The sequence below is a fragment of the Microbulbifer agarilyticus S89 genome, from assembly GCF_000220505.1.
Lineage (GTDB): Bacteria > Pseudomonadota > Gammaproteobacteria > Pseudomonadales > Cellvibrionaceae > Microbulbifer > Microbulbifer agarilyticus_B.
The window spans coordinates 76,202-93,176 of record NZ_AFPJ01000020.1; the positions used below are offsets into that span (position 1 = coordinate 76,202).

Consider the following 16,975-nt stretch of genomic DNA (forward strand, 5'->3'; position numbering starts at 1 on the left):
GGCCCATGGGCCCGCTTTTTTGTACCTGCCGGAATGTTCAGGACTGGCGATCGGGAGATCCGCGCAGGCGGGCCGGCGAGGCATTCAGGAGAGCCATGCCATACGCTTCCCGGTTTGAGGCACGAGATCCAATGTGACCCGAAGTCCGTAGAGACTTGTATCGAAGGTCACTTCGGCCTAAAACATCACAACTCAAAATAACGAATTACCCTTCATCCATTAGCATTGAGACATACCATGAAACTCAAGTTAACTCTGCTGGCAGCGGCCATAAGCGCGCTCGCCGTGACAGGTTGCGACCGCGAACCAGCCGGTCAGCAAAACAATGCCACCGCAAACGAAGCCGCTGCGGTATCTGAACAAGCCGCCGATGAAAACACGGGATCTGCGACCGGTGCCGCGGCGCCCGAGGGCGACCCAGAGGTTATCCAGCAAACCAACGAACTGTTTGAGCAGCAATTTCAGACCCTGGTAGATCGCAGCCCGGAATTCAAAACCTTCCTGGGTAAAAAAGACGATTACGGCAAGTGGGACGACCTCTCGCCAGAGTTCGAAAAAGAAACCCACGAGATCTACAAAAGCCAGCTGGAAGCGCTGAAGCAGATTGATCTGAACAAACTCGACAAGGCCACCCGCCTATCTCTGGACCTTGCCATCCGCAATCTGGAGCAGAATATCGAAGGCTGGAAGTGGCGACTGCACACTTACCCGGTAAACCAGATGTACGCGGTGCACACCAGTGTGGCATCCATGCTGATTAACCAGCACCGTATCGACGATGCGTCCGATGCGGAAGCCTACATCTCCCGCCTGAACGCCCTGCCCGCGCATTTCGACCAGTTGATCGAAAACCTGCAGGCGCGCGCCGACAAGGGCGTGATCGTGCCGAAGTTCGTTTTTCCGTACATTATCAGTGACGGTAAAAACTTGATCACTGGCGCCCCCTTTGATGATGGCGAAGACAGCACCCTGTTTGCCGACTTCAAGGGCAAGGTAGACAAGCTGGAAATCAGTGACGAAGAAAAAGCCGCGCTGGTTGAACAAGCCAAGACCGCGATGCTCGACAGTGTAAAACCGGCGTACGTGAAGCTCACCGACTACTTGGGCGAGCTGGAACAAAAAGCCACCACCGACGATGGCGCCTGGAAGCTGCCAGATGGCGACGCCTTCTATCAGCATCGCCTGAATGTCTACACCACCACCGATATGACCGCCGAAGAGATCCACCAGAAGGGTCTTGAGGATGTGAAGCGCATTCACGATGAGATGCGCGAGATCATGGCCAAGGTGAAGTTTGAAGGTAGTCTGCAGGAATTCTTTGAATTCATGCGTACCGATGAGCAGTTCTACTATCCAGAAACCGAGGAAGGCAAGCAGCGCTACCTGAAGGAAGCGACTGCAATGATCGACAACCTGAAAGGGCGCATGGATGAACTGTTTATCACCAAGCCCAAGGCAGACCTGGTGGTAAAAGCGGTAGAGCCCTTCCGTGAAAAATCAGCCGGTAAAGCCTTTTACCAGCGTCCCGCGCCGGACGGATCTCGCCCGGGTATTTACTACGCCAATCTGTACAAAATGAGCAGCATGCCGGTGTACCAGATGGAAGCGCTCGCTTACCACGAGGGCATTCCGGGACACCATATGCAGCTGTCCATCATGCAGGAGCTAGAGAACGTCCCGAGCTTCCGCAAGTTCGGTGGCTACACCGCTTACACCGAAGGCTGGGGACTGTATTCCGAACTGGTACCTAAAGAAATTGGCCTGTACCAGGACCCCTACTCCGACTTCGGCCGCCTGGCGATGGAGTTGTGGCGAGCTGGCCGCCTCGTTGTCGACACCGGTTTGCATAGCAAGAAGTGGACCCGTGAAGAGGCCATCGACTGGCTGGCAGAAAACAGCCCAAACCCGAAAGGCGACGTGGTAAAAGCCATTGAGCGTTACATCGTGATGCCTGGCCAAGCAACCGCCTACAAGATCGGCATGATGAAAATCCTGGAGCTGCGGGAAAATGCCAAACAGCAGTTGGGCGACAAGTTCGACATCCGCGAGTTCCACGATGTGGTGCTGGCCAACGGTGCCGTACCGCTGGATGTGCTGGAACAGCTGGTTACCGACTGGGTAAACAGCAAACAGGGTAACTGAGTCCCAACTTCACCCTGAGCGCGCTGCCGTCACACACTCGCGGTGACGGTGGCCACCCCTCCCCAATTCTCCGAACCTCTCATTCGTGACATTTGTTCACGCCCTCCTCAATCCAAGCATAACTTTTTGCATACCTTTTATATTTCTTGGGCACCTTAACCGCTCCAGTGCCGCTTCCCCCTTTTATTTCGGTTGGCGCAATTTACAATGTGTGGCTTCGCGGTCGCGCCCTGCGCTTTGCTGCTACCGCCGAAGTACAATTCGATTGCTCTCACTGGGAATACACGCAAATGGATTTTCGTCGTCTCAAGTTACCCCTTGCCCTGTCCGCAATTTGCGGGCTCACATTGACCGGCTGCACCCTCGCGCACAAGTTCTTTAAACCCAATATCACCGAAGAACATATTTCTGAGGTGCGCTATCTGGACCAGGGTTGGACAGACGAAGACCGCCAACTGTTTTACAACACACCGCAGGGAACCGAACTGCAGGGGCTGCACTTCGAGTGGCTACAGGCACTGGAGCAACCGTTCTCCAAAGAGAAACTGGCCAGCGAAGAAAACATGCGCGGCTGGGGGTTTATTATCGACCCGACCTTCAGCCCCAAATCCAACGCAGGCAGTATTTACCCGGTAGGCATGGGCAGCCACACCAATACCTTTGACGACTCACAGCGCCTCGACCTGGGCTGTGCCCTGTGCCACACCGGTGAGCTGCACTACAAAGGCACCGCGCTACGCGTCGATGGTGGCCAGGCGATTCACGGCATGTCCACAAGTGCCCCCGGGGAGTTCATTTTCTCCCTGGGCGCCACCACGCTGGAAACAGCCTTCAACCCCCTGAAGTGGTCGCGCTTTGCCGACGAAGTCGCGGGTGACGACAAACAGGCAAGGGCGCAGCTAAAGCAGGACTTTTCGGCATACCGCAAACGCTTCTTTGAATTCGCCAAAGGCCCGGGGCGCGCAGAGAACTTCCCGGTAGCGGAAGGCCGCGGCCGTACCGATGCGGTTGGCCGTATCGGCAACGTGGTATTCGGCTACAACCTGAATATTGAAGAGAATTACCAACCGGCAGATGCACCAGTGAGCTACCCCTTTTTGTGGGACATCTGGCGTTTTGACTGGGTGCAATATACCGGCTTCACCAATCAGGCCATGGCACGTAATGTGGGCGAAGGCCTCGGGGTGATGGCGCCGGTGAAACTGGTGGACCAAGAGGGGAACCTGCTTCCCGCAGGCGAATTCGGCCAAACCACCATTGATGTGAAGGGTATGCACTGTGTAGAGACCACCCTGCGCAAACTGCGCCCGCCCAAATGGCCGGAAGATGTGTTGGGTGAAATTGATGTCACACAGGCCCGTGAAGGCAAGGAACTGTTTGCCGATCAGTGTGCCCACTGCCACGGCCCGCACCCATCCAAGCCTTACCAATGGGCGGTCGCCGCCAAGCCCGGTGACAACCCCAGCAACCAGCGCGGCGTAAACTGGCAGTGGGATATGTCGGGTCAGATCAGCTATGACGAACAGGATCGTCCCCTGCGTGAAGACTGGCGTGAGTCCATCTGGGCAGTGCCGTGGATCGATGTGGAGGTGATCGGAACTGACCCCACCGCAGCGAACAACTTTGTCGACCATACGTATGACCCCGGCCCTCTGGTCGCCAAAAATCCGAACGACCCGGACGACGACATTAACCGTCGGGTGAATGCCGGTGACGGTTTGCAGTTGCTCGTAAATGAGTTGGTCCCGGTGCTGTACGAGAACAGCGGTATTTCCAGCGACGCTAACGGCATCGCCGATTACGACGGGCTGAATGTGCCCTTCCGCATCGTCAATAAAGCCGCGTACAAGGCTCGCCCATTGCACGGTGTCTGGGCCACCCCACCCTTCCTGCATAACGGCTCGGTACCCACTATTTATGACCTGCTCTCGCCGAGGGAGGTTCGCCCGGTACGCTTCGGTGTCGGCCACCGCGAATACAATCCACAGAAGCTGGGTTACAGGACCGAGATGCGCCGCGGTAATTTCGAGTTTGATACTACGAAAAAAGGAAACAGCAATAGCGGGCACCAGTTCACCGACGCCGATGTGCCCGGGCGTATTGGCCGGCGCTTCAAGGAAGGCGAGCGCCTGGCACTGCTGGAATACCTGAAGGTGATGGGTAATCCGGACTTCTCGGAACGCTTGAATGGCGACCCGCAAAACTGGGATCAATACCCGGAGCCTCCAGCCAGCGCCATCGGCGACCAGGCCTGCGCGCCCTTCCGCCACGATGCTGCACCACAACTGGTTAACAGCGAGGTAACACCATGAAGTCGCCACACTTCTACCCGGGATTTACCGCACCAATAATCGTCGTGATGTTTTGCGCTGCCACAGCCTGTGTCGCTTCCGCTAGAGAAACCACGCGCGAAGTACAGCCTGCTGCGCTGGACACTCTGGGTATGGAAATCTCCGCCGCCGAGCAAGCCGCCATTACGTCGGCCATTCAATCGGCGCGGGAGATTTCCAAAGCTGCGCATGCGCTCAACAGTCCGCGATACGGCAATCATTACCGAAGAGACGCCCATGCCAAAGCCACCGGTTGCGTGCGCGCGGAATTCGAAATCAACGGCGATATTCCGCCGCGCTTCCGTCACTCCATTTTCAGTGAACCCGGCCGCAGCTACCGCGCCTGGATTCGCTTTTCCAATGGTGACATGCAGGTACAACCTGACGGGGAGGGTGACGCCCGCGGTATGGCGGTGAAAGTAATGGCTGCCCAGGGCACGCCCATTGCGCCAGAACTGGCGGATGCAGGCAGCACCAACCAGGACTTCATCATGACCAACATGCCGGCGTTTTTTAATCGAAATATTTTCGATTACGCAGACAATATGCAGTACCTGGCCAAGATGGATCGCGGGGGCTGGTTTATGGGTTTGTGGCCACCGCGGCTGCATCCAATCGAAACCCTGCGGGCCTACCAGACCGTATCCTCGACCATCAATAACCCGCTGGATACGCAGTACTTTTCCATGCTGCCCTATCGCCTGGGGAATACCCCGGTAAAATTTTCCACCCGCCCCTGCCCGGGCAGCCGCTACCCGGTCACCGTTGGGCAGAACGATGAAAACTTTCTTACCGAGCAGATGAGCGACACGCTCAACACCGGCAGCGCCTGCTTTGACTTTATGCTGCAACCACGAGTGGCGGGGGCGAGCGAGGCAGACATGCCACTGGATGATGGCACCGTGATCTGGCAGGAATCACAATCGCCGTTTATCCCCGTGGCACGCGTACATATTCCGCCGCAGGAATTTACCGGTGAGGCTCAGCAAACATTTTGTGAAAACCTGTCGATGAACCCGTGGCGCGGTGTTGGCGCGTGGGAGCCACTGGGTAGCCTGAACCGGGCCCGCCGACTGGTGTATAACGCGGTTTCCCAGTTTCGCCACCAGCACAACGGCGCACCGCGGGCGGAGCCAGGAAACTGGTGCTTGCACAAGGGCGGACAGGCCTGCGATGAATCTCAGGGTTTGCGTATTCGCAAGCCACGCTGGCCTCTACCGCGGTGTTTCGATGGGCACTACCGCCCAGAAGATGGCAGTGAGGTCATTAGCCAGTGTGAAGGCTACGGCGCAGTCAGATATTGAGGACCTGCTTGACGAAGGGAATGGTGACTTTGCGCTGCGCCTGTAAGGAAGCGCGATCAATCTGCTCCAAACAGGCGAACAGGGCGCGGGTATCCCGCGGCGCCCGGTGCAGAATGTATTGGGCCACATCCTCCGGCAGGTCAAACCCGCGCAGCTTGCTGCGCTGAATCAGGGCGCCGAGCTTGTCGCTGTCACTCAGGGGGTGAAGCTGGAAGGTGAGCCCCCACTGCAGGCGGGACTGCAGGTCCGCCAGGGTAAGGTTCAGGCCGCGTGGGGACTGTCGCGCCCCCAACAACAACTGTCGGCCGCTATCGCGCAACCGGTTGTACAAATGAAACAGCGCGGTCTGCCAATGCGCACGGCCTTCAATTTCCTGGAGGTCATCAATACACACAAGGTCCAAATTCTCCAACCCCTCGACAATGGGCTCCGGGTCGGCGTGAATGAGGTCCGTCAGTGGCAGGTACTGAAAGCGGCGCCCGGTGGCTTCCGCCACCTGACAGGCAGATTGCAGCAGGTGCGTTACGCCACTGCCGGACTCGCCCCAGAGGTACATGGCTTGCTCCGGACTTTGCCCACTGGCAAAAGCCCGCAACATACCCACCACCTGACGATTGCCATCATCCGGTGACTGGAAAAAGTTGGCAAAGGTGGCGTCGTCACGCAGGGACACTCCTAAAGGAAGCTGCTGCGGTACACCACCGGATTGACTGCTACCTGCCACGAGTTTTACTGCCAGCTGTATCGCAATGGGTTCTGCGCGCTTCCGAGCGGCGCGCGGTAACCGGACAGGTCGACCAGCCCATCGTCGCGGGCCGACTGCAAGTTGCGGTTCAGGGAGAGGACATTCTGCAGGGTTTGCAGCTGGGTGCTGGTGGTCAGCGCCAGGGTCAGGCGATCGCCATTGACGGCGAGCACATCTGCGCTGCTGACCTGGGCCAGCCCCTGCAGGTAGGACGTCGCCGCGGAATACTGGGCGAAGCTACGAATACCGGAGATCTCCACCAGCACCGCGCTGGTCACGCCGGTATCAGAACTGCGCACCGCATAGCGCTCTGCCAGTAAATTGGCGGCACCATTCACACCGCGCAACGCCACTTCTTCCATGGAGCTGCCGCTGGCATCGAAAGCGTAACTGCGGCCACCATGGATAAGCAGCCAGTTGGCTTGCCAGCGCTGACCAGAGGTCTGCAGCAGGCGCCCCATTAAGGTGGCATCTGGACGGTAGCGCACACCCGCGCGCTCAGCCGCACCTTCATCCTGTGCCCACAGGCTCCCCAGCGGCATGTTGCGCTGGTCATTCAGGTCCATAACGGGAAAGTCGAGCGGCAGGCCGCGCTCCATGGCGAGGCCGTCCAGCAGGCCGAACAGCTCCGGATAATCTTCCTGACGCAGGGAGTCGCGCCCGCCTTGCAGGGTATCCACCGCCATCCACACCAGAGTGCCGGGGCGGTTGTTGGGCCACAGCGGCAGCTGCAGCTTGTGCACCAGATCACCCACCGCCTGCGGGTCAAATGCCAGATTCAGGTACAGCTGGTTGCCATCACTTTCATAGCGGTAGCTTTGCAGCAGCTTTTGCGACTGCTTGAGCACCGGTGCAATCTTGGGGTTACTGGCAATCTCAAGGTCACCGGTGACCCGCACAAACACACGCTCCAGGCCGCGCGCCGTGGCGCTTGCACGGTCGCTGGCGCCGCGGCTTGCCACCGCCTCACTCACATCGTAGAGGTCTGGCATGACGCGGGCAGTAGCAGGCAGGGCCAGCAACACCGCCAACATGAAAGCGAAACAGAGTAGTACCCGGGGGGTTAAGATCGATGGCATTGGCTCGCGGTCCCCTTTTACCTCTTTATATGTCACAGACACTGGCTCCATCACAGACGTTAATACTGGTCCAGACATGCTATTACCTATCAGGCGCACATTTGATCGCCATCTATCAGCAGAATTCGCTGCCTCGGGTGGCAATCTCGCGGTGCGTTCCCACGCCGAAGGCGAACCTCGGCAGTCAATTAGCGACTATTGTATCAGTGTCGGCTGTTTCTCCCAGCCTTCAGTTCGCACATTCAGGTAAATTTCTACTAGAATACGCGCCCTTCTTATCTAGGCCCTTATCAGGTTGAACCATGAGCGACTCCAAGCCCAACTCCTCCGCAAGCCCTTCTCTCAGCTATAAAGACGCCGGTGTCGATATCGACGCGGGCAACGCTCTGGTTGAGCGTATCAAGCACGTAGCCAAGCGCACCACGCGCCCGGAGGTCATGGGCGGCCTGGGCGGCTTTGGCGCCCTCTGCGAGCTGCCCAGCGGCTATAAAGAGCCGGTGCTGGTTTCTGGCACCGATGGTGTCGGCACCAAACTGCGCCTGGCCATGGATCTCGGCATTCACGACAGCATCGGCATCGACCTGGTCGCCATGTGTGTCAACGACCTGGTGGTCGCCGGCGCTGAGCCGCTGTTCTTCCTCGACTACTACGCCACCGGCAAGCTGAACGTCGACATCGCAGCCGACGTGGTCACTGGTATCGGCAAAGGCTGTGAGCTGGCCGGCGCGGCACTGGTAGGCGGCGAGACCGCCGAAATGCCGGGCATGTACGAGGGTGATGACTACGACCTGGCAGGCTTCTGTGTGGGCGTGGTGGAAAAATCCGAAATCATCGACGGCAGCAAGGTCAAAACTGGCGACAAGCTGATTGGCCTCGGTGCCTCTGGCCCGCACTCCAACGGCTACTCCCTGATCCGCAAGGTTCTGGAAATCAGCGGTGCCGACCTGAACAAGGACCTGGAAGGCAAATCTCTGGCCGAGTCCCTGATGGCACCGACCCGTATCTACGTGAAGAGCCTGCTGGCCCTGATGAAGGAAGTACAGGTAAACGCGCTGAGCCACATTACCGGTGGCGGCCTGCTGGAAAACCTGCCGCGCGTACTTCCGGACAACGCCCGTGCCGTTATCGACACCAAGAGCTGGGACCTGCCCCCGGTATTCCGCTGGCTGCAGGAAGCCGGCAACATCGAAAGCCGCGAGATGTACCGCACCTTTAACTGTGGTGTGGGCATGGTGATCTGTGTGCCCGCTGACCAGGCTGACAAGGCCGTTGCCAAGCTGCAAGAGCTGGGTGAAGACGCCTTCATCGTCGGCAGTATCGAAGCCGCCAATGGTGGCGAAGCGGTTGAATTGGCGGGCCTGTAATCACATATGTCTGCCGACCCTTCCTCTCCAACGCGCAAGTGCCGCGCCGTAGTCCTTATCTCCGGCAGCGGCAGCAACCTGCAGACGTTCCTCGATGCCGCGGCAAACGCGGAGTGCGCATACGGCGTTGAAGCTGTCATCAGCAACAAAGCCGATGCCTACGGACTCACCCGCGCGCAAAATGCGGGTGTGTCGACCGAGGTGCTGAGCCACAAGGACTTCGCCGATCGCGACAGTTTCGACCGGGCCATGGTCGAGCTGATCGACAGCTACGAACCGGACCTGGTCATACTGGCCGGGTTTATGCGCATCCTTACCCCGGACTTTGTACGCCACTACAGTGGACGTCTATTGAACATTCATCCATCTTTGCTGCCAAAGTACCAGGGCCTGCACACGCACCAGCGTGCTCTGGAGGCGGGCGACAATGAACACGGCGCCACCGTACACTTTGTCACCGAAGAACTAGATGGTGGACCACCTATTTTGCAGGCTGCTGTACCCATCGAAGCCGGTGATACGCCCGAGGTGCTTGCACAACGGGTGCTGGTGCAGGAACATAAAATCTACCCGCAGGTGGCCCAGTGGTTTGCCCAGGGGCGTCTTCGCATGGACGGTGACCGCGTCGAATTCGACGGAGAGCTACTGCCTCGCAGCGGGTTGCGGTTGTAGGGTCGGAACAATTTCCGGCCTGAGAGCATCCATATAGATGGAAGTCCAATAACAGGCCGGAGGTTATCTCTTGAATCGTTGCGCCCGCATTATTCGCTCTATTGCGTCTACTTCTCTCCGCTTACCTTTATTTACTACGATTCTCGCCTCCTTCCTGTTCGGCAGCCTGACGAGTGCTGCTGAGACAAGCGCAGAACCTGCAGCGCCCCGCGTTTTGCTTCCCTTCACTGCCACCTACGAAGCCAAGTTCAGCGGCTTCGCCGTAAAGGCGGAGCGTACCCTCAGCGGCAGCCCGCAAAGCTGGCGCCTGGATTTTTCCGCCCACTCCATGTTTGCGAAAATCGAAGAGTACTCCCGCTTTGCACAACAAGGGCTGCGCCTGATCCCACAGCACTACGATTATCAAAAATCCGGTCTCGGGCGCGACCGACACACTGCGCTCAGCTTCGAGGATGACGGCAAGCGTGTCGTAAATATTTACAACAAGTCGCGCAGCATTGAAAAAGCACCGGCAGATGTTCAGGACAAGATAAGTTATCAGATGCAATTAGCCATTGACGTGGCCAACGGCAAGCAGCCATTAAAATATCTGGTGGCCGATGGAAAGAGAATTCGCGAATACGAATTTGAAGTGGCGGGCAAGGAAACTGTCACAACACCGATGGGCGCAATTGAAACAATAAAGGTACAGCGCGTTCGCGGCGAAGGTGCACAGCGCGTCACAAACATATGGTTCGCGCCAGAGTGGAACTATGCACTAGTAAAACTGATGCAGCGCGAAGAAAATGGCAAAAGCTACCAGATCACCCTGACAAAATTACTCATTGATGGAAAAGAAATTTCCAACAAAAAGTAATTTTCAAAACTTTCCCACACTCTCCAAAAAAATTACGTCAAAGCGTAGATTTTTCCGCAATTCGTCTCTATAAAGACGCCGCATTTGTCTAGTAGGTAAATTTGACACTGCTAGACTCCATCTACTAGGAACATGTTTGCTGCATGCAAACTTTTTCCGGAATAGATTCTCAGCCAAGTTTCGGAGTGGGCTTCCACACCAATTGGCATTCATTTCAGTAATTGAGTGGGACCTCATGAACACTAAAACTCTGCGTAAAGCCGCATTAGCCGCAGCGATCTGTTCCGTAACCGCCGGTACTTATTCGGGCGGTGCGTTTGCCGCTGGTTTCGCCCTCCAGGAATCCAGCACCTCCGGTTTGGGCCGCGCGTTTGCCGCGGAAAATGCCATTGGTGATAACGCCGCCATCCTGGCTCGCAACCCGGCAGGTTCTGCGCTGTTCAATGAAATGGCTTTCTCCGTAGGCGTGACCTACGTAAACCCTGAAATCGACGCCGCCGGCAACACCGACTACTACCTGCTTACCCAGCAAGGCCCTGTGCTGGCAGCGTCTGTTTTCGACAAGGCAGACGACTACGCCAGCTCCGCGTTCGTGCCTAACGCCTATCTGGCGATTCCGCTGGACGATTGCTGGTCTTTCGGCATTGCCATGAATACCGACTACGGCCTGGAAACCGACTTCGCCTCCAGCTGGCCGGTGACTCACATCTCCGACAAGACCGAGCTGTTGTCCGTAACCATCGCACCGTCCGTGGCATTCGACTTCAATGACCAGTTCAGTATCGGAGTTTCTGCAAACTTCCTGTACGGCGACGCCACACTGAAGACCAAAGTGCCGAACAACTTTGTGCTCGAAGATGCAGCCGAGCAGCTGCTGGGCTTCCCGGTTTCCAACGCCAAAATCCTCGACGCCGATGGCGATGATTGGTACGTGGGCTGGAGCATTGGTGGTTTGTGGCGCAGTGCAGACGGCCACACCCATGTAGGTGTTTCCTACCAGTCCGAACTGCGCCCTGAAATTGACGCGGACGTAAACTCCGATCTGCTGCCCTCCTTCGTGGATGGACGCCCGTTTGACAACGAGCGTGCACGACTGACCCTGGACCTCCCTGACACGTTCGAAATCGGTGTTTACCACCGCTTTGACGAGCACTGGGGCATCGCCATGGGCGCTTTGTGGACCGATTGGGACGATTTCGAGCGTCTGCAAGCGTTTTTCCCGGATCAGCGCGTCAACAACGAATTGGTAGATCGCTACAACCCGCTGCTGATCAAGGAAGAAAACTTCCAGAGCGGCTGGCGCTACAGCCTGGGTGCGGAATACTACCCGTGTGAAGAAATCACCTGGCGCGTGGGCTACGCCTACGACAACGGTGCAGCGCGCGATGGCCTGAACGAAGATGGTCGTATCGAATCTGCTGCTGTGGGCCTGAATGGTGGTCTTGGTCTGCCGGTAACCTGGCGCACCCTGTCCATTCCAGATGCCGACCGTCAGTGGGTTACCTTCGGCGGTACCTACAAATTCAGCGACCAGCTGAGCGTCGATGGTGGTCTGGCCTACATCTGGGGTGATGACGAGCCTATTCAGGAGTTCCAGGCCCTGCCGTTGACTCCAGACATCGGCCTTGGCACCTACTTTGATGGTGGCACCACCAACCTGGAAGCCTGGCTGGTGGGCGCGTCCCTGAACTACAGTTTCTAATCCGACGATTAGCGCTTGATGTTCAAAAGGCCGGGTGGCGACACCTGGCCTTTTTTATTGGCCGGTAATGCCTGGCGTATCGGCATGCGCACCAAAACAATCCCGCCCGCGCACTGTTTATGCCCCTCCTTGCACAGCAGCCTGCACCAAATCTTTCCCCACATGCATCCTACTGCACTGAATCAGCCGCCGGGGCCAAACCCAACAAAGTCCAGAGTGCACTGAATACCTCGTGTAATGGCGCAGCATTCCTCGCACCCACATAGCGCTGTGTACGGCGTCGACCACCCGCCGCAGCCGACGGGCATACAGCATAATTTGAGCAGAAAACCCTCTAAAAACAGGGGTTTTACTGCAATATAAATATTTCCTCCCCCCGACAATCACCTCCCACATAGCCAACGAATAACTGACCAGGCAAATACGCGGAAGAAAAAGTTGGCACGGAGTCTGCAATGGTCAAGGTGAGCGCGTAACAACCACGCGCACCAGAAATGACCGCACGCATATCCAGCTGCCGGTCAACGAGCTACCGATAGCTCACGAAAAATTAGTCAGGCAACGCACCCCGGTGCATGCCTTCGAGCAGAGGCGCTCACCGACCCCGTCCACAGTAACGGGTAGTCGGTGAGCGTTTTTTTTTGGCCTGAATTGCAGTCACCAGATTCACCGGCCGCTCAACACAGAGTTTTACAACTACATCGCTGACAAAACTTGGAGCAAACTCACCATGACCTGGAACAAGCCACTCAAAACTCTTGCAGCGTCTCTAGCGCTGGCAGTGAGCTTCAGCATTGTGCCCGCTACCGCCGAGGAGCTGGGCTACCCGGAAAAAGAAGAATTGACGTTTGGCTTTATCAAACTGACTGATATGGCCCCCATCGCTATTGCTTACGAAAAGGGCTACTTCGAAGATGAAGGCCTGTATGTGACCATCGAAGCGCAGGCCAACTGGAAAGTATTGCTGGACGGCGTAATCGATGGACGCCTGGACGGCGCCCACATGCTCGCGGGCCAGCCCATCGCCGCCACCATGGGCTTCGGCACCAAAGCCGAAATCATCACGCCCTTCTCTATGGATCTGAACGGTAATGGCATCACCGTTTCCAATACCATCTGGGAAGAGATGAAGCCAAACATCCCCAAGCGGGCGGATGGCAAACCGGTACACCCGATCAAGGCTGACGCGCTGAAGCCGGTTGTTGAAAAATACAAAGAAGAAGGCAAGCCCTTCAACATGGGTATGGTATTCCCGGTATCCACGCACAACTATGAACTGCGCTACTGGCTCGCCGCTGGTGGTATCCACCCGGGCTACTACGCACCGCACAAAGGCGATATCTCCGGTCAGATTGATGCGGACGCCCTGCTTTCGGTGACCCCGCCACCGCAGATGCCTGCCACTCTGGAAGCCGGCACTATCTATGGCTACTGCGTAGGTGAGCCCTGGAACCAGCAGGCAGTATTTAAAGGCATTGGTGTACCGGTAGTAACCGACTACGAAATCTGGAAGGACAATCCGGAAAAGGTTTTCGGCATCACCAAAGAGTTCGCGGAAAAATACCCCAACACCACCGTGCGTGTTACCCGCGCCCTGATTCGCGCCGCCATGTGGCTGGACGAGAACAATAATGCAAACCGTCCGGAAGCGGTGAAGATTCTCTCCCAGTCTAACTATGTGGGCGCTGACTACGACGTAATTGCCAACAGCATGACCGGTACTTTTGAGTACGAGAAAGGTGACAAGCGCGAAGTACCGGACTTCAATGTATTCTTCCGCTACAACGCGACCTACCCCTACTACTCCGACGCTATCTGGTACCTGACGCAGATGCGTCGCTGGGGCCAGATCTCCGAAGACAAGCCTGATGAGTGGTACAAGGAACTGGCAGCCAAGGTTTACCGCCCAGACATTTACCAGGCAGCCGCCAAGTCTCTGATTGACGAAAAACTGGCTACTGCCGAGCAGTTCCCCGACTTCGAAACCGAAGATGGCTTCCGCAATCCGCAGACCCACTTTATTGACGGCATCGTCTACAACGGTAAAGAACCCAATGCCTACATCGAAAAGTTCGATATTGGCCTGAAGTCCGGACAAAAACTGTAATAAAGCCTCGAAAAGCACTGGTCTGCAGTCCAGGCCAGTGCGCTCCACAAAACAATAAATTTTTCAGGCTTTTGTCTCACGCTCAACCCTAACGCTCAACTCGTGTGCTGAGGTAACAGGAATGAACACCACTACGGTAATCGCCACAAAATTTAGCAGCCTAAAGCTGCCGCACCTGGACGCAACTCTGTTCAGCAATGCCATGCGACTGGTGGCACTGCCAGTCGCGGGCATACTCGCCTTCCTGCTGCTGTGGTCCGTCACCGCGCAAAATATTGATACATCGTTGGGTAAGTTCCCCGGTCCCGCCGCAGTCATGGAGCAATTCAACGCCCTGTACGATGAGCACCAGCGCTCCCGTGAAAAAGAGCGAGCCTTCTATGAACGCCAGGAAAAACGCAATGCGGAACGTGTAGCCAAAGATCCCAACTATCAGCCCAAGATCCGTGCCTACACCGGTAAAGAAACCTTTTTGGACCAGATTATTACCAGCTTGATAACCGTCATGAGCGGCTTCCTGCTGGCAGTGGCCATTGCCATTCCCCTGGGCATCGCCATTGGCTTGAGCCAGGCACTGAACAACGCGATCAACCCGATCATTCAGATCTTCAAACCGGTATCGCCGCTGGCCTGGCTGCCGCTGGTGACCATGGTGGTCTCCGCACTCTATACATCGCCGGACCCGCTCGTCGCCAAATCATTTCTGAATTCACTAATCACTGTAACCCTGTGCTGCCTGTGGCCAATGGTTATCAACACAGCGGTAGGTGTTGCCGGCATTGATAAAGATCTGGTGAACGTGAGCAAGGTATTGCGACTGCCAGCGCTGCGCCACGTACAAAAAATTGTTCTACCGGCCTCGGTACCCATGATTTTTACCGGCATGCGCCTCTCCCTCGGAGTGGCCTGGATGGTACTGATTGCGGCGGAAATGCTGGCGCAGAACCCGGGCCTTGGAAAGTTTGTCTGGGACGAGTTCCAAAATGGTAGCTCCGACTCCCTGGCTCGCATCATGGCCGCAGTGCTGGTCATTGGCTTGATTGGCTTCCTGCTCGACCGCGGCATGCTGGCACTGCAAAAACTAGTCTCCTGGGACAAAGCAGCAAACTGACCCGGCAGCAGACGAAACAATTTTTTAGGAGACGAGACAATGAGCGTACTTCTCGATATCAGTCACATCGATATGGAATTCCCGACCCCGAAAGGCCCGTTTACCGCCTTGCGCGACGTGGACCTGAAAATTTCCCAGGGCGAATTCGTGTCCCTGATCGGTCACTCCGGTTGCGGTAAATCCACCGTATTGAATGTTGTGGCGGGCCTTTATCAGGCAACTCGCGGCGGTGTCATCCTGAGCGGTAAAGAAGTGACCGAGCCGGGCCCAGAGCGGGCGGTTGTATTCCAGAACCATTCGCTGTTGCCCTGGCTTACCGCCTACGAAAATGTCGAGCTTGCAGTAAAGCAGGTGTTCGGCAAAAACAAATCCAAGGCAGAGATGCGCGAATGGATCGAACATAACCTCGATCTCGTGCACATGAGCCACGCCATGCATAAAAGACCAGACGAAATTTCCGGTGGCATGAAGCAGCGTGTAGGCATCGCCCGGGCTCTGGCCATGCAGCCCCAAGTTTTGCTGATGGACGAGCCATTTGGTGCTCTGGACGCACTGACCCGTGCCCACATGCAGGACTCACTGATGGAAATCCAGGCGGAGCTCAACAATACCGTGATCATGATTACCCATGATGTGGATGAGGCGGTACTGCTGTCCGATCGCATCGTGATGATGACCAACGGCCCGGCCGCCACCATCGGTGAAATCCTCGAGGTAGACCTCGAGCGTCCGCGCCATCGTTTGGAACTGGCAGATGACCCACGCTACAACCAATACCGGGCCAAGGTACTGAAGTTCTTGCACGAGCGACACAGCAAACCGGATGTGCCGACCAAAAAATCTACACCGGCCAAATCAGATGCTGTACCAGCGCACGCGGGCGCGGATATCAAAGAGACCGTCGATAACGCGGCCTGAATCCGCCCGGCGACCATACAGAAGTTTCGCTTTCCCGCTCACACTTTTGTAGTGCGTGGGCGTGAGCCCAAAAGTTAACACGCGGTAACGTTTCCTCAGGGCAATAACCAAACACTTTTACCCTCCTTGACAGGAACACAATATGAAAAACCAAAAAACCTCCATGCAACCGCTTCTGACTAAAAACGTGCTGGCCCTGACCATGGGCGCCCTGATCGCCGTACCGGCCTTCTCCCAGGAGATGACCGAAGAGCAGGCACCGCAAGTGGCGAGCTTTGCCGATGCGCTGGCACAAGCCGACGTGACCCTGGGCCTGCGTGCACGTACCGAAATGGTTGACGTCAACGGCGTCGATTATGACCTTACCAGCCTGCAAACCCGACTGACCTTCTCCTCCGCCTCGTATGAAGGCTTCAGCACGCTGATTGAAATGGATGATGTAGCGCACATCACCGATTTCGAAGGTGGCGTTGCTGACCCGGAAGGTACCGAGGTGAATCAGGCCTATCTCGCATATACCACGGGCGCCACCACAGCGAAGTTTGGTCGCCAGCGCATCTTGCTGGACAACCAGCGTTTTGTTGGTGGCGTAGGCTTCCGTCAGAACGAGCAGACTTACGACGCCTTCAGTGTTACCAACACCAG

The 16,975-nt window shown here is 56.6% G+C and carries 13 protein-coding genes; 11 read left to right on the top strand and 2 right to left on the bottom strand.

Annotated elements, in window-relative coordinates:
• Positions 1–237 precede the first annotated feature (237 nt).
• The 3 genes from AS89_RS0106025 to AS89_RS0106035 all read left to right on the top strand — a co-directional run bounded on the left by AS89_RS0106025 (position 238) and on the right by AS89_RS0106035 (position 5,776).
• Entirely contained in the window at positions 238–2,142 is a 1,905-nt protein-coding gene (locus AS89_RS0106025; protein ID WP_010131552.1) for a DUF885 domain-containing protein, read from the top strand.
• Between the two features lie 290 nt (positions 2,143–2,432).
• Positions 2,433–4,454 (top strand): di-heme-cytochrome C peroxidase, encoded by a 2,022-nt coding sequence (locus AS89_RS18145; protein WP_010131553.1) that lies wholly within the window; start codon positions 2,433–2,435, stop codon positions 4,452–4,454.
• On the top strand, positions 4,451–5,776 hold the full coding sequence (locus AS89_RS0106035) for a catalase family protein (RefSeq protein WP_010131554.1): 1,326 nt from the start codon (positions 4,451–4,453) through the stop codon (positions 5,774–5,776). Before AS89_RS18145 ends, AS89_RS0106035 begins: the two co-directional genes overlap by 4 nt.
• On the opposite strand, the gene hda is transcribed toward AS89_RS0106035, so the two are convergent.
• Together hda and AS89_RS0106045 are read right to left on the bottom strand one after the other, a co-directional pair.
• Entirely contained in the window at positions 5,766–6,500 is a 735-nt protein-coding gene (gene hda, locus AS89_RS0106040; protein ID WP_033230032.1) for a DnaA regulatory inactivator Hda, read from the bottom strand. The genes AS89_RS0106035 and hda overlap by 11 nt on opposite strands.
• Positions 6,501–6,505: 5 nt before the next feature.
• Positions 6,506–7,600, bottom strand: coding sequence for a DUF2066 domain-containing protein (locus AS89_RS0106045; RefSeq protein WP_033230033.1), 1,095 nt, complete (start codon positions 7,598–7,600; stop codon positions 6,506–6,508).
• A gap of 302 nt (positions 7,601–7,902) precedes the next feature.
• Here AS89_RS0106045 and purM point away from each other — a divergent pair, with 302 nt between their 5' ends.
• The 8 genes from purM to AS89_RS0106090 form a co-directional block, all read left to right on the top strand.
• Entirely contained in the window at positions 7,903–8,964 is a 1,062-nt protein-coding gene (purM, locus tag AS89_RS0106050) for a phosphoribosylformylglycinamidine cyclo-ligase (protein ID WP_010131558.1), read from the top strand.
• Positions 8,965–8,970: 6 nt separating this feature from the next.
• Entirely contained in the window at positions 8,971–9,636 is a 666-nt protein-coding gene (gene purN, locus AS89_RS0106055) for a phosphoribosylglycinamide formyltransferase (protein ID WP_010131559.1), read from the top strand.
• Positions 9,637–9,850: 214 nt separating this feature from the next.
• The gene (locus AS89_RS0106060) at positions 9,851–10,492 is read left to right on the top strand and encodes a DUF3108 domain-containing protein (protein WP_010131560.1); all 642 of its coding nucleotides are present in this window, start codon (positions 9,851–9,853) and stop codon (positions 10,490–10,492) included.
• 235 nt (positions 10,493–10,727) lie between these two features.
• Positions 10,728–12,194, top strand: a complete 1,467-nt coding sequence (locus tag AS89_RS0106065) for an OmpP1/FadL family transporter (protein ID WP_010131561.1) — start codon at positions 10,728–10,730, stop codon at positions 12,192–12,194.
• Between the two features lie 730 nt (positions 12,195–12,924).
• Positions 12,925–14,301, top strand: a complete 1,377-nt coding sequence (locus AS89_RS0106075) for a CmpA/NrtA family ABC transporter substrate-binding protein (protein WP_010131562.1) — start codon at positions 12,925–12,927, stop codon at positions 14,299–14,301.
• 121 nt (positions 14,302–14,422) lie between these two features.
• Positions 14,423–15,412 (top strand): ABC transporter permease, encoded by a 990-nt coding sequence (locus AS89_RS0106080; RefSeq protein ID WP_010131563.1) that lies wholly within the window; start codon positions 14,423–14,425, stop codon positions 15,410–15,412.
• Positions 15,413–15,451: 39 nt separating this feature from the next.
• Positions 15,452–16,330, top strand: coding sequence for an ABC transporter ATP-binding protein (locus tag AS89_RS17030; protein ID WP_010131564.1), 879 nt, complete (start codon positions 15,452–15,454; stop codon positions 16,328–16,330).
• Positions 16,331–16,472: 142 nt separating this feature from the next.
• Positions 16,473–16,975 (top strand): alginate export family protein (locus AS89_RS0106090; RefSeq protein WP_010131565.1); only part of this gene is annotated, 503 nt, incomplete at its 3' end.

What these genes read in the sequence shown, in the direction of transcription:
- AS89_RS0106025 (WP_010131552.1), top strand. Translation starts at nt 238, where the DNA reads ATGAAACTCAAGTTAACTCTGCTGGCAGCGGCCATAAGCGCGCTCGCC.
- AS89_RS18145 (WP_010131553.1), top strand. Translation starts at nt 2,433, where the DNA reads ATGGATTTTCGTCGTCTCAAGTTACCCCTTGCCCTGTCCGCAATTTGC.
- AS89_RS0106035 (WP_010131554.1), top strand. Translation starts at nt 4,451, where the DNA reads ATGAAGTCGCCACACTTCTACCCGGGATTTACCGCACCAATAATCGTC.
- AS89_RS0106045 (WP_033230033.1), bottom strand. Translation starts at nt 7,600, where the DNA reads ATGCCATCGATCTTAACCCCCCGGGTACTACTCTGTTTCGCTTTCATG.
- purM (WP_010131558.1), top strand. Translation starts at nt 7,903, where the DNA reads ATGAGCGACTCCAAGCCCAACTCCTCCGCAAGCCCTTCTCTCAGCTAT.
- purN (WP_010131559.1), top strand. Translation starts at nt 8,971, where the DNA reads ATGTCTGCCGACCCTTCCTCTCCAACGCGCAAGTGCCGCGCCGTAGTC.
- AS89_RS0106065 (WP_010131561.1), top strand. Translation starts at nt 10,728, where the DNA reads ATGAACACTAAAACTCTGCGTAAAGCCGCATTAGCCGCAGCGATCTGT.
- AS89_RS0106075 (WP_010131562.1), top strand. Translation starts at nt 12,925, where the DNA reads ATGACCTGGAACAAGCCACTCAAAACTCTTGCAGCGTCTCTAGCGCTG.
- AS89_RS0106080 (WP_010131563.1), top strand. Translation starts at nt 14,423, where the DNA reads ATGAACACCACTACGGTAATCGCCACAAAATTTAGCAGCCTAAAGCTG.
- AS89_RS17030 (WP_010131564.1), top strand. Translation starts at nt 15,452, where the DNA reads ATGAGCGTACTTCTCGATATCAGTCACATCGATATGGAATTCCCGACC.